15 protein-coding genes and 1 riboswitch are annotated in these 13808 nt (G+C 41.3%); of the genes, 14 read left to right on the top strand and 1 reads right to left on the bottom strand.

The window, feature by feature from the left end:
• Positions 1–93 precede the first annotated feature (93 nt).
• A complete protein-coding gene (locus QGT46_RS13465; RefSeq protein ID WP_270430436.1) occupies positions 94–1500 on the bottom strand; it encodes an amidophosphoribosyltransferase in 1407 nt (468 codons plus the stop codon).
• A gap of 162 nt (positions 1501–1662) precedes the next feature.
• Positions 1663–1776, top strand: a riboswitch (TPP riboswitch).
• Between the two features lie 193 nt (positions 1777–1969).
• Between QGT46_RS13465 and QGT46_RS13460 the strand changes: the two genes are divergently transcribed.
• The 14 genes from QGT46_RS13460 to QGT46_RS13395 all read left to right on the top strand — a co-directional run bounded on the left by QGT46_RS13460 (position 1970) and on the right by QGT46_RS13395 (position 13803).
• Positions 1970–2266 carry a thiamine-binding protein gene (locus QGT46_RS13460; protein ID WP_024728833.1) on the top strand — a complete coding sequence of 99 codons (297 nt, stop codon included), beginning with the start codon at positions 1970–1972 and terminating at the stop codon, positions 2264–2266.
• A complete protein-coding gene (locus QGT46_RS13455) occupies positions 2235–2999 on the top strand; it encodes an ABC transporter permease (RefSeq protein WP_270430437.1) in 765 nt (254 codons plus the stop codon). Before QGT46_RS13460 ends, QGT46_RS13455 begins: the two co-directional genes overlap by 32 nt.
• 28 nt (positions 3000–3027) lie before the next feature.
• The gene (locus QGT46_RS13450) at positions 3028–4026 is read left to right on the top strand and encodes an ABC transporter substrate-binding protein (protein WP_270430438.1); all 999 of its coding nucleotides are present in this window, start codon (positions 3028–3030) and stop codon (positions 4024–4026) included.
• A gap of 5 nt (positions 4027–4031) precedes the next feature.
• The gene (locus tag QGT46_RS13445) at positions 4032–4766 is read left to right on the top strand and encodes an ABC transporter ATP-binding protein (protein WP_024728830.1); all 735 of its coding nucleotides are present in this window, start codon (positions 4032–4034) and stop codon (positions 4764–4766) included.
• Positions 4767–5056: 290 nt separating this feature from the next.
• Complete coding sequence (locus QGT46_RS13440; protein ID WP_148459529.1) at positions 5057–5317, top strand: HPr family phosphocarrier protein; 261 nt, start codon at positions 5057–5059, stop codon at positions 5315–5317.
• Positions 5318–5323: 6 nt separating this feature from the next.
• A complete protein-coding gene (locus QGT46_RS13435; RefSeq protein WP_148459528.1) occupies positions 5324–7378 on the top strand; it encodes a BglG family transcription antiterminator in 2055 nt (684 codons plus the stop codon).
• Positions 7375–8082, top strand: coding sequence for a phosphoenolpyruvate-utilizing N-terminal domain-containing protein (locus QGT46_RS13430; protein WP_148459527.1), 708 nt, complete (start codon positions 7375–7377; stop codon positions 8080–8082). The genes QGT46_RS13435 and QGT46_RS13430 overlap by 4 nt, the downstream gene beginning before the upstream one ends.
• 30 nt (positions 8083–8112) lie before the next feature.
• A complete protein-coding gene (locus tag QGT46_RS13425; protein WP_024728826.1) occupies positions 8113–8520 on the top strand; it encodes a hypothetical protein in 408 nt (135 codons plus the stop codon).
• 153 nt (positions 8521–8673) lie between these two features.
• Entirely contained in the window at positions 8674–9129 is a 456-nt protein-coding gene (locus tag QGT46_RS13420; protein ID WP_024728825.1) for a PTS sugar transporter subunit IIA, read from the top strand.
• 15 nt (positions 9130–9144) lie between these two features.
• Positions 9145–9444, top strand: coding sequence for a PTS sugar transporter subunit IIB (locus QGT46_RS13415; protein ID WP_024728824.1), 300 nt, complete (start codon positions 9145–9147; stop codon positions 9442–9444).
• A gap of 41 nt (positions 9445–9485) precedes the next feature.
• A complete protein-coding gene (locus QGT46_RS13410) occupies positions 9486–10913 on the top strand; it encodes a PTS transporter subunit IIC (protein ID WP_024728823.1) in 1428 nt (475 codons plus the stop codon).
• Positions 10914–10953: 40 nt separating this feature from the next.
• Complete coding sequence (locus QGT46_RS13405; RefSeq protein ID WP_148459526.1) at positions 10954–12009, top strand: 2-hydroxyacid dehydrogenase; 1056 nt, start codon at positions 10954–10956, stop codon at positions 12007–12009.
• Positions 12010–12022: 13 nt separating this feature from the next.
• Positions 12023–12703 (top strand): L-fuculose-phosphate aldolase, encoded by a 681-nt coding sequence (locus QGT46_RS13400; protein ID WP_148459525.1) that lies wholly within the window; start codon positions 12023–12025, stop codon positions 12701–12703.
• A gap of 71 nt (positions 12704–12774) precedes the next feature.
• Positions 12775–13803: a zinc-dependent alcohol dehydrogenase gene (locus QGT46_RS13395; protein WP_148459524.1), complete on the top strand. Its 1029-nt coding sequence runs from the start codon at positions 12775–12777 to the stop codon at positions 13801–13803.
• Positions 13804–13808 lie beyond the last annotated feature (5 nt).

The following is a 13808-nucleotide window of genomic DNA, read 5'->3' as shown; positions in this document are numbered from 1 at the left end:
ATAGGAGTATTTTTAATAAACCTCCAAACTGATATAAGATGAACTTATCAGTTTGGAGGTTTTTATAATATCAAAGGCGATCTTACATATATCCTACTCTTTCCCATCCCAACAATAAGTACAAAGTTTCTTAGGATCTAATCCGACAGACTCAATCATATCATCCAGCCTGTGATACCGGAGTGATGTAAAATTCAGCTGCTTACAGATCTCATCTATCATACCCTGATATTCCGGGGAGTCCGGATTTGAAAACTTCTCCAGATGTACATTCTTGTAATCTCCGCTGATCTGTTCAATGATCCGGCGTGTGATCAGATCCATTTCAGAAGTAGACCGTGAGAAATTCAAATATTTGCATCCGTATATGATCGGCGGGCAGGCCGGGCGGACATGAACCTCTTTTGCACCGCTCTGATAAAGGAATTCTGTGGTTTCCCGGAGCTGGGTTCCCCTTACGATGGAGTCATCAATCAATAAAAGGCTTTTATCCTGGATCAGTTCGTGGACCGGGATCAGTTTCATCTTGGCGATCAGATTCCTTTTGCTCTGTATGGTCGGCATAAAGGAACGCGGCCAGGTCGGTGTATATTTAATAAATGGTCTGGAAAATGGGATTCCGGATTCGTTGGCATATCCTATAGCATGTGCGGTTCCTGAATCAGGGACTCCTGCCACTGTATCCGGTGAGGCATCATCACGCTGAGCCAGCTTCTTTCCGCACTCATAGCGCATTTCCTCCACGCTGATTCCTTCATAAGAGGACGAAGGATAACCATAATAAACCCAAAGGAAAGTACAGATCTTCATATCTTCGCCTGGCTTTGCCAGAGTCTGAATGCCTTCGGGCGTAAGAATCACGATCTCTCCGGGACCAAGCTCACGTTCGGCCACATATCCAAGATTCAAATAGGCAAAACTCTCAAAGGAAATACAGTAGCCATCGTCTTTTTTGCCTACAGCAATCGGAGTGCGGCCCATTTTGTCTCTGGCGGCATAGATGCCTTTCGGTGTCAGAAGCACGATCGTCATGGAACCGTCGATGACATCCTGTGCATGCTGAATTCCTTCCACGAGATGTTCTTTCTGATTGATGATAGCAGCAACCAGCTCCGTTGCGTTAATATCTCCGCCGCTCATTTCAAGAAAATGTGTGTAGCCTGAATCAAACATCTGCTTTATAATTTCATCCGTGTTATTGATCTTTCCTACTGTCATGATCGCGTAAGTACCGTGGTGGGAGCGAACGATCAGCGGCTGCGGTTCGTAATCGGAAATACAGCCGATGCCCATATATCCGTGCATTTTGTTGACGTCTTTGTCAAATTTTGTCCGGAACGGAGCATTTTCTATGTTATGAATGGCCCGGTCAAAACCGTCGTCTTTACTGTAAACCGCCATACCGGCACGTCTTGTCCCAAGATGGGAATGATAGTCTGTCCCAAAATATAAATCAAAAACACAATCCTGTTTTGAAGTGACACCAAAAAATCCGCCCATAAATTCCTCCGATTTGTAAATAAAATTATATTGCTGTATTTATTATAACCAAACGGAAGGAACGGGACAAGGAAAGATTGGTATTCTTTCGAAATGGGAATTGATTTAATTCAATATATTCATTATAATACAAACATACCGTTAAACCGAGACATACGAAAACTTTATATACAGGGGTGCTGGCAGACTGCCGGCTGAGAGTAAGACGAGAAGAAGTCTTTAACCCTTATACCTGATCTGGGTAATGCCAGCGTAGGAATAAAACAGTACAGTTGTACATGAGACTATTTCCCCGTTGGATTTTATCCGGCGGGGTTTTTATTTCATAGTAAAGTTCTACGACCTTCCCTATGAAATAAAAATGCTCCGCAGGTTGTGCACAGATGCGCAAGGAAATTATTTGCCTTTGGCAAATTGCATCCGGCACGCAAAGTTGTCAAGGAAACAGATTTACGAGGAGGAAAGAAATATGAATGCAAGCGTAGCGATCCAAACACTGCCGGAGGCAGCCAATGACGAAGAATTGATCCGTATTGTGGATCAGGTAATTGATTATATTAAGAGTACGGGACTGAATTATTATGTGGGACCGTTTGAAACTGCGATTGAGGGTGACTACGATGAACTGATGGACATTGTGAAAGAGTGTCAGCATATCGCTGTCCGTGCGGGTGCACCGTCGGTTGCGGCTTACATTAAAGTGTCCTATAAGCCAGAAGGGGATGTGCTTACCATTGATAAAAAAGTTACAAAACACCACCAATAAACTGTGGCCGGCAGCGGCGATCCTTGTGCTTCTGGCAATATGGCAGACTGCCAGCGGGACAGGGATGGTTTCAAAATTTCTGCTTCCGTCGCCGGTGGATGTGGTCAAGGCATTTGTGAATGATTTTTCACTGCTGATGACGAATGCGAGAGTGACCATAATTGAATCGTTTATCGGTCTGCTGATAGGCGTTGTCATTGGTTTTTTTATGGCAGTGCTCATGGATCATTTCGATAAACTGTATAAGGCATTTTATCCGCTGATCGTGTTGACGCAGACGGTGCCCACAGTGGCCATTGCGCCGCTCCTTGTATTGTGGTTTGGATATGAAATGCTTCCAAAGGTAATCTTGATTATTATCGTGACATTTTTTCCGATTACTGTGAGCCTGCTGGACGGCTTTCGTTCGGCGGACAAAGATACAATCAGTCTGATGCGATCCATGGGTGCGTCAAAGCTGCAGATATTCCGGTATGTGAAATTTCCGGGATCTCTGGGCCAGTTTTTTGCCAGCCTGCGGATTTCAGCTTCCTATGCAGTTGTGGGAGCCGTCATTTCAGAATGGCTGGGAGGATTTGAAGGTCTGGGCGTCTATATGATCCGGGTTAAGAAAGGTTTTGCATTTGACAAAATGTTCGCGGTGATCTTTATGATTTCTGCGATCAGTCTGCTGCTGATGTGGGCAGTCAATTTTCTGCAGAAGAAATGTATGCCATGGGAGAGCCGGGAATAGCCGAAAAAGTGAAAAGAGGATGATGATTATGAAAAAGAGAATGTTAGCTGTATTCCTTTCTGCATTATTAGCTGTATCAATGACTGGATGCGGATCAAAGAAAGAGGAAGCCGGAGACGGAAAGCTTAAAAAGATTACATTTGTTCTGGACTGGACACCGAATACTAACCACACAGGTATTTATGTGGCAAAGGAAAAAGGATATTTTAAAGAGGCCGACCTGGACGTGGAAATCGTACAGCCGCCGGAGGACGGAGCAGAAGTACTTGTGGGCTCCGGGAAAGCACAGTTCGGTATTTCATTTCAGGATACAATGATGCCTGCTGTCGTTGGAGATGATGCCTTTCCGATCAAGGCTGTGGCAGCAGTTTTACAGCATAATACATCGGGGATCGTTTCCCGGAAGGGGGAAGGGATCAAGCGTCCGAAGGGGCTGGAAGGCAAAAAATATGCCACATGGAATCAGGATATTGAAAAAGCAATCTTAAAACAGGTGGTTGAGAAGGACAAAGGGAATTTCAGCAAGGTAGAAATGATCTCGAGCACTGTCACCGATGAGGTCTCTGCATTAAAGAGCAAAAAAGTGGATGCCATCTGGATCTACTATGGATGGGCGGGGATTGCCACAGAGGTGGCCGGACTTGATACAGATTACTTTGCATTTAAAGATATTGATCCGGTCTTTGACTATTATACGCCGGTGATCATTGGGAACAGTGAATGGATGAAAAAGAATCCGGAAACGGCAAAAGCATTTTTGTCAGCCGCAAAAAAGGGCTATGAGTATGCCATCGAACATCCGAAAGATGCAGGAGATATTCTCTGTGAAGCCTCACCGGAACTGGATTCCAAAATGGTACAGGCCAGCCAGAAATATATGAAAGACCAGTATAAAGCCGAAGTGAAGCAATGGGGCTATATCAATCCAAAAAGGTGGAATGCATTTTATAACTGGATCAGTGAAAAAGGTCTTTCAAAAACGAAGATTCCGGAAAACACCGGATTTACCAATGACTATTTGGAGTAAAGAAAATGTCGGATTTGACTGTAACGGATGTTACGCTTGCATATGAGAATACAAATATAATAGAAGACATCAATATAGAGCTGCATGACAATGAGCTGGTCTGTCTGCTGGGAGCCAGCGGCGGAGGGAAGACGACTCTGTTTAATGTGATTTCCGGACTGAAAAAACCTGATCAGGGAAAAGTCATGCTGAACGGCAGGGATATTACCGGGCGGCCGGGGCATATCAGTTATATGCTTCAGAAAGATTTACTGCTTCCTTACCGGACGATTGAGGATAATGTAGCACTGCCGCTTTTGATTAAAGGTGAGAACAAAAAAACTGCCCGGCAAAAAGCCGGGGCACTCTTTCAGGAGTTTGGCCTTGAGGGCACTCAGGAAAAGTATCCAAAACAGCTTTCAGGAGGTATGCGTCAGAGGGCCGCACTGCTGAGGACCTATATGTTTTCTGAAGATGTGGCTTTGCTGGACGAACCTTTCAGTGCATTGGATACACTGACCAAAAGTGATATGCACCGGTGGTATCTGGATGTGATGGATAAGATCCATCTGTCTACGCTGTTTATCACCCATGATATTGATGAAGCAATTTTGCTTTCGGACAGGATTTATCTGCTGACCGGAAGGCCGGGGAGGATTACGGAAGAAATTGTGATCCGGGAGCCGAAGCCCCGGAGGAAGGATTTTAATCTGACGGAAGAATTTTTGGAGTATAAGAAAGATATATTAAAAAAACTTTAGACAGATATGATTATATTGATACAGGCCCTTGGAAAATATTATATATTGTTTTCCAAGGGTCATTTTTATAATCTAAATTAGAGAGATAACATATGTAAACGGATGCACTGGGGCTGCATCCGTATTTCATTTCTCAGGAGAAAGCTTGTTATCGTATGAAGGTTCCATTTTCAGTACAATATTTGCACAAAACAAGAAAAAAAGAGTGATATTAATTGCTATTTTCTGAAAATAATAATGAGAATATAATGAAATCACAGAGAAAAGTGAAACAGTCAGGAGGAGCAAACATGTACGAAAAGGAAATGATCATTAATAACAAAACAGGACTTCATGCCAGGCCGGCAACAGACTTATCTACATTATGTCAAGCTTATGAAAGTGATATAAAAATCAGGGCAGAAGACACGGAAATCGACGCCAAAAGTATTATCAGTATTTTGTCAGGGGGACTATGTAAAGGCACAAAAATCAAACTTGTAGTAAATGGAACAGATGAAAAAGAAGCAGGAGAAAAAATCAGTGAATTTATTGAAAATTTAAAGGAGTAGATTGCTTTGGAATTAAAAAGCAGACCGGCATATATTTTAAAAATTATACTGGAACAAAAAAAGGGTTATACTGTTGACCGCATTATTGAGAAACTAAATATTACAAAGAGAACATTTTACTATGACATTGAACTGATCAATGACTGGCTGCAAAGCAGAGGATTAGGGAAGCTGGAAATAAAGTCAAAAGTTATCTGTGTGAAATCAAAGAAAATTGAAATGTTGGAAGCTGAGATGAGAAAGAACGGAAGTTATTATTATTCCGTACAAGAGAGAAGAATACTGGAGCTTTTGATGATACTGCTGTCTGCTGAAGTTGTAACCATAGAGAAAATGCAGAACCTTTTTGATGTCAGCAAAAATACGATCCTAAAGGACATTAAAGAGTGGAAAAAAATTTTGGGGAACCAGGACATTTCCATAGCAAGTTCAATCAAGTCCGGATATGTACTCCAGGGAGAAGAATTTGCAATCAGAAAAATTGTTGGAAAGGAAATAAAGAAACTAAAAAATTTTCAGCCTAAAGATATTTTAAAGAAGTGGATGCAGAAATCTTTGGTTACGATAACCGGGGAGGACTATGATTATCTGGAGATCGCCAGATGTCTGATAAAGCAGTATGAACAAGACGAAAATATCAAACTGGTTTTGGAAAATGAAGAACTGGAGTGCAGCATGATCCTGATTTCCTGGATCAGAAGCATGGATGGTTACACGATGAATCTTCATACAGAAGAAAAGGTGACTTTAGTTGAGACAAAGCCGTATCAATCGCTGAAACAGAGTTTTGAAAAATTAAAAGTTTATAACTTAGAAATTCCTGAATCGGAAATATATTATATTGCAACGCTCTTGTTAGGGATAAAGGTTGCACAGTTTGTGTCTCAGGATCAGGAAGATTTGTATATTTCTAATTTTACAAAGGCGCTTGTTGTAAATTTTGAACGGATTGCGTGTATTTCTTTTGATAATAAAGACCGCTTAATGACAAGATTAAAAGGGCATATCAGACCATTGTATTATAGATTGAAATATGGAGTTCAATCGACAAATCCGCTGGTACAGGACGTTATGAGAATGTATCCCGAAATATATGATTTCACTGGGAAAGCAGTGAGAGAGATGAAAGATGACCTTGCCAAAATGTTAACATCAGATGAGATCGCATACTTAACAATCTATTTTATAAGCGATGAGAAGTATCAGACAATCCAAAAGAAAAGCAGCGTCTCTAAGGTCTTAGTACTCTGCGCAGATGGAATGGCAACCTCAACTTTGGTAAAAGAACAGCTGAAAACACTGTTTGGAAGTACCGCCGATATTAAATTGGGCATTATTTCTGAAGCTAAAAAATATAATCTGGACGATTTTGCACTGATTATTTCCACGGGATATTCAGAGCTGCTGTCACACCGGAAAAATATTGTGTTCACCAATGTTATTTTGGAGGATACTGATAAGAAAAAAATTATCCAGGTCATGAATCAGTGCGGGGTCATCGGTGAGTATAACAAAACAATTCAAAGAATTATATCGGCGGCCATTCGGAGTACAAATGGTATTGTTGATGAAAATGAACTATATTTTGACGTGCTGCGGATATTATTTGAATCTGATAACAGAAAGATAGACAAAAAATTAAATTCCATTGCAGATTATATTCAAAATGAAAGGTATAGCGTACTGTCTGCACACAGCACCAAAGAAGAGCTGCTCATGCTGGGATGCCAGAAAGCGGTTGGAGAAAAAGCGTGGAAGCGGCTGTATAACAGGTTATGCAATATGATGAACCATAACAAAATAAAATTTTATGAAATTTCTCAGGATGTTGTAATACTCCATTGTCCCATGCGCGGAGATTTAAATGTAGAAATAAATTATGAAATTGTTGTTTCAGAAGAAAGGATAAAAATATCTGAAGAGATAAAAGGGAAGATATTTATTTTCTTTGTCACCGTAGATCAGAATACACATTTCCCTGTGCTGGAAGGTATTTATCGTTACTGTGAGAGTGAAAAGGGGAAAAGTTTTATCAATGCTATGAAAGGAGTTAAAAAGTGAAAAAACTGAGAGGAGTTGGAGGTGCTGAAGGAAAAGCTGCGGGCACCATTCTGGTTTTAAACGAGTTGAAATATGAAGTTAAAGCTGAAAAGACTGACGATGCTGAATATGAAATCAGCCGCTTTGAAACTGTAAGAAAAGAATATAAGGAGGAGCTGAAACAACTGTATAGAGAGGCGGAGGTTTCAGCAGGGGAAGAGCCTGCAAACATTTTCCTGGCTTATATTGAAATGGTAAATGATGATGCTTTTTTTCAGAAAATTATCAAGAGGGTACAAAATGAAAAACGGAATCTGGTTTATATTTTGGAAGAGGAGAAAACAGCAGCAGCGGCACTATTTAAAAGTATGGATGATCCATATATGCGGGAGAGGGGGACTGACATCGAAAATGTATGTAATGCTTTGATCAGGAAGATGGAAGGATTAAATTCTCCGATGGATCAGGTTGAAAAATTAAAAGAAGATGTTGTGATTGTCGCTGCAGATCTGACACCCGAAGATATGATCCGGATGGACACAACATATGTAAAGGGCTTTGTAACTGAAAGAGGAGGGAACACATCTCATACGGTGATCCTTGCAAAAGCATTAGAGATACCGGCTGTTGTGGGTGTGAAAAATATATTGAATGAAGCCGGTTCTAAAACTAATATTTATATGGATGGCGGTGAAGGCACGATAATTTTAGATCCGGATCAGTAGTTATCGGACATCCTTTGAGAGGAGGTTTCTATGGAAAAAAGGTGCATATACTGTGGACAGCCGATCACCAAAAAGCCGGCAGCTGTTTGGCTGAAAAGGGAAAAAGAAGAAGTCCAGTGCTGCAGTATGGACTGTTGTAACAAAACGTCCAGATTTATTAAGTGGGATAATGCATCAAGGCTTAAAGCATATGTAATCATTGGAATATGTGCTGCTGTCAATTTAATAAACATCGGTTTGTCGATGAAAGGCTGGTGGACACATATACCGCTGGTCATCATAGGGATTTGTTTATGTAAGTGGCCGCTGGTATTTATGCATTTTCATAACTATGAAAGATTTGGAATATGGAAAACGCTCAAGTATGTTCGTTTTGCAGCAGGGGCGCTTATTGTGTTTGGAGCAGTTATTACGGTATGGGATATGTCCTTCTTATAAAACAGGTATAAAAAATGTAAAATCAGTGAAATAAAAAGTGAAAAAAACTGCTCTTTTTGTTAAAAAGCATCAGTGTTATAGTATATTTAGAAATTAAGTTATCGATAACTAAATATTCTATTAAAATCTAAAAATAGAAAGAGGTGACAATTTTTGAGGCTGCTAGATGAAGAACTTGTAATTTTGGATGCAGATGTTAAAACGGCAGAAGACTGTATTCGGCTCGGAGGAACGATTTTTTATGAAAAAGGGTATGTAAAAGATGGATATACACAGGCAGTGATAGACCGGGAGAAAGTATATCCCACCGGTTTGCCCGGAAAAGGAGTGGCGATTGCGATTCCTCATACAAATAATACATATGTAAATAAACCGGCAGTAGGTGTCATCGTACCCAGAGAACCTGTAAGATTTTGTGCAATGGGAACAAAAGATGTGTGGCTGGATTGTGAAGTGATTATTCCTCTGGTAATCAAAGATTCGGATATGCAGATCAGTATGCTGAAACAGATGATGAAGATCATTCAAAACGGAGAGCTGTTGAAGAAGATCAGGGATTCTAAAGACAGATCAGAAATCCTGGATTGTTTAAAAATCTTAGAAGATTAGAAAGGAAGAGAAATTATGAGAGCAATAAAAGTATTATCAGTGTGCGGTTCAGGAACAGTGAGTTCAGCAATGCTTTCTTCAAAATTAGCAGATATATTTGAGGAAAAAGGGTATGAGATGGAAGCTACGGAAGTGAGTCCCGGAGGAGTTCCGGGTGCCATGCAGGGAGGCGGTTATGACCTGATCGTTTACACAAGCCCTGTGGAAGGAAACTACGGAGTTCCCATTTTGAATGCCACAGGTTTCCTTGTGGGCATTAATGAAGAAGAATTTATTGAAGAATTAATGCAGGAGGTAGAGAGTCTGGAACTGTAGTTTTGAAAGGCGGGAAAACATTCATACGAGGAGGTTGAAATATGTGGGATACACTGAAACTGTTTTTTGATACATTCGGAAACTATATAACAGTGCCGATTATCATATTTATTATTTGTTTAATATTCAAAGCACCGGTAAAAAAGGCTTTTATGTCTGCTGTGCTGATCGGTGTCGGTTTGAAAGGTATGGCGTTTATAACCAGTGCGTTTGGCAGCGTATTATCAGCGTTAGTAACAAAACTGATCGAGCAGACGGGAATCAATCTGCCGGCGCTGGATGTAGGGTGGCAGGCCGTTGCTTCGGTAGCTTATTCCACTGACATTGGGATGATGTTTATCGGAGTCGGGCTGATCTTCCAGATTGTAATTTTCCTGGTAAAGATTACAGATATCTTTCAGCCGTCGGATCTGTGGAATAATTACTCAATCATCGTGTGGGGATCGCTGTTATACCAGATCAAAGGAAACCTTGTGATGGCATTTGTTCTTATGCTTTTTGTCAATTTGGTTGTCTTGCTGCTTGCAGAGATTGTTCAAAAGCGATGGTCTACATACTATCATTATCCAGGCTGTGCAATGATAGCGCCGCATCATATGGGGGATGTACCTCTGTACTTAGCCTTAGACTTTGCACTTGGGAAACTGGGAGCAGATAAGATTAATTTAAGACCGGATGCAATTAAGAAGAAAATCGGATTTCTGGGCGAACCAATGTATGTAGGCCTGATCGTAGGACTGATTCTTGGAATCGTCGGAAATATATCGACTTTAAATGAGATGACTTCATGGGGACAGGTTGCAGATGTTGCGGTGACCTGTTCAGCAGTAATGGCAATCTTTCCAAAGATTGCGGGATTGTTTGCCTCAGGATTTACTGTCATTACGGATTACTCAAGAAAGGCATTAAAGAAATCAAAGTATGGAAAGGACCGGGAGTTTATCGTCGCAGTAAATGATGCACTGGGATATGGAGAAGCGGCTACATTGACAACAGGCTTGTTAGTTATCCCGGTGGCCCTTCTGTTAGCCTTCATTTTGCCTGGAAATATCGTTCTTCCGGTAATGGTATTGCCCTCTCTTCCATATATGGTAGAAGTTCCGGTATCTCTGTCAAACGGCAACATCTTTAAATCCTGGATTGCAGCCTGTATTGTGTTCTGCGCAAAGCTGTTAATGGCATCCTCCTGGGCAGCCGTATTTACAGACATCGCAGTAAATGCCGGATATGAAGTGACTGCAGGAACTGTATTAATTATCGGATTTATTCTGTCAAACTGTACGGCAGGGCTTATTACATACGCATTCCTGACCATGAATCCGATCATTATTGGAGCGGTCATAGCTGTCTATCTTTTGTGTTTCGTATTATTTAAGAAGAATAAACAAAGAGTATGGGATTATTTAGAATCTAATGCTATGGGAGGAGCACAGGCAGCCGCCGGAGCATCGGGCGGAGAAACTGCATAAGACCCAGTGCGGATGATACTTTGAAACGAAAGGGGAAATTATGAAGATTGCAGTAGTAGGGGATATCATCGTGAGCAGCGGATTGCTGGCAGAAGCCGCAAAAAGCCTGAACATTGATGATGAACCGGAAATTAAAGAAATTGTTTGGAAAGCAGATGACCGAAAGGATTTTCAGAAAAAGGCTTTAAACATAGAAACAAAGGGGCCGGAGGCAGAAGAGATCCCAGAAGAACTTTATACCGAAATAGAAGATGCAGATATTCTGCTGGTACATTTCTGTCCCGTTCCGAAAAAATTAATTGAGAGGGCTCAAAATCTAAAGCTGATTGGAACATGCCGCGGGGGACTGGAGCATGTAGATGTGGAAGCCGCAACTGAAAAAAATATTCCGGTGGTGCATGTGATAAGAAATGCGGAAGCAACTTCAGATTTTGCGGTCGGCTTAATGTTTGCTGAGACAAGAAACATTGCAAGAGCCCACGCAGCAATGAAACAGGGCATCTGGAGAAAAGAGTATGTTAATTCAGCATATACCACTGCAATGAGAGAAATGACAGTAGGGATCATAGGGCTGGGACATATCGGACGTTTAGTGGCGGAAAAAGCCGCCGGGATCGGCATGAAAATCATTGCTTATGATCCATTTGTGACTCAGGATGCCATGAATGCCAAAGGCATTGCTGTAACAATGAAAGAGAAAGAAGAAGTGTTCAGAGAAGCGGATATTATATCACTTCATTTAAGGGTAACACCGGAGACTGAAAACAGTATTAATGAAGAAGTTATCAGTCTTATGAAACCGACGGCGTATCTGATCAACACATCCAGAGCGAAGGTCTTAGATAAAGGGGCATTTATTGAGGCATTAGAAAATAAACGGATCGGCGGAGCGGCATTAGATGTGTATTGGAATGAACCGCTGGATAAGGACGATCCGCTTCTGAAACTGGATAATATTACTTTAACGCCGCATAACGCCGGAAATGTTGTCGATGCCCTCCCAAAATCTCCAAAACTACTGGCAGACACGATTAATCGTTTTTGGGAGACAAAAACCAGTGATATGATAGTCAATTTAAACCAGATCACATTTTAAAAAGGGGAACAATATGTTATTAAAAAAAGAAAGAGAATTGGTAGTCGAGTACGGCAAAAAAATGAGTGCAGCCGGTCTCAGCAAGGGGACAAGCGGAAATATCAGTATATATAATGCAGAAGAAAAGATGATGGCAATCAGTCCATCCGGCGTAGGTTATTTTGAAACTGCCCCGGAGGATGTCGTTGTGATGGATTTAGAAGGAAATGTCGTTGAAGGTGATAAAAAGCCTTCCAGTGAATGGGGGCTGCACACAGTTTTTTATGTAAATAAACCGGATGCAAGGGCAGTCGTACATACACATTCTGCTTATTGTACAACATTTGCATGTCTGAATATGCCGATTAAGGCCTTGCATTATGTCATCGGAGGTGCGGGAACGTCGATGGTACCGTGTGCACCATACTGTACATTCGGAACTCCGGAGCTTGCGGAGGCAGCGATCAAAGCCTGCGGAAAGGGGAAAGCTGTTTTACTTGCAAATCATGGGCTTTTGACTTGCGGACCCGGAATTGAAAAAGCATTTGGTCTGGCAGTGAATATGGAATTTTGTGCGGAAATGCAGTATCGGGCAATGTCAGTCGGTGAGCCGGTTGTTTTAAGTGACGAAGAAATGGACGTGGTTATGGAGAAATTCAAATCATATGGACAGCCAAAAAAAGACAAAGAAGATCAGACATCCAATTGTTACTGATGTTTCAATCCCGGTTTCCGCTTTTGGAGCCGGGATTTCCAATTTAATTTAAGGAGGAGCAGAGTCCCGGAATGAAAATGAGAAGAGCAGTTTTGTATGAACAGGAAAATCTTCGGATTGAAGAATGTGAGGTTCCTGAAATCGGAGAAGGAGATGTTTTAGTAAAAAACAAGATCTCTGCTACGTGTGGGACGGATGTAAAAATATATAAGAGGGGATATCCTTTATTGAAACCACCACATCCATTCGGACATGAATACTCGGGAGTGATTGCCGCAGTGGGGAAAAAGGTTAAGAATTTTAAAGAGGGAGACCGGGTAGCTGTGCACAATACAGCCCCATGTAATCATTGTTATTTCTGTAAAAAGGGATTTCCTTCTATGTGCGAAGACATGTTATTTAACAGAGGGACCTATGCAGAATATGTAAAAGTACCGGAGAGAATCGTAGAACAGAATATGTTTTTGCTTGATGATTCGATTTCTCATAAGAGTGCTTCCCTGATGGAGCCATTTTCCTGTGCTGTATATGGAATTGAAGAATGCCCCATTCACTTAGGTGATGTAGTAGCGGTAAACGGTGCAGGTCCGATCGGTTTGATGTTTGCGAGGCTTGCAGTGTTAAAAGGCGCTCATGTTATTGTTACGGATAAGGCACAAAATCGATTGGAGCTTGCAAAGAAGCTGGGGGTTCATGAGATATTAAATATTACAGATATTGAGGACAGCGCATATGCAGTAAAAGCGATGACAGAAGGAGGCAGGGGAGCGGATATTGTAATTGAGGCTACCGGCCTGATCAATGTATGGGAAAGCAGTGTTAAGATGGCAAGGAAAGCCGGGTTTGTTCTTTTATTCGGCGGAACAAAGGAAAAAAGTATCCTTTCGATTGATGCAACTCTTCTGCACTATTCACAAGTAACGGTCAAAGGTGTATTTCACACAACCCCGAGACATGTTCGAACTGCGTTGGAGTTGTTAAAAATGGGAGTGATCCAAAGTGATGATTTTATTCAAAAGGAGTATCCGCTTGAGAAACTGGAAGAGGCGATACTTGAACATGCGGCCCAAAAAGTAATTAAAAATTGTATTGTTTACTAGGCAGA

This window comes from Anaerostipes faecis (assembly GCF_910574135.1).
GTDB lineage: Bacteria > Bacillota > Clostridia > Lachnospirales > Lachnospiraceae > Anaerostipes > Anaerostipes hominis.
The sequence above is the reverse complement of the archived record's forward strand: the minus strand, read 5'-3'. Positions and strand labels throughout refer to the sequence as shown.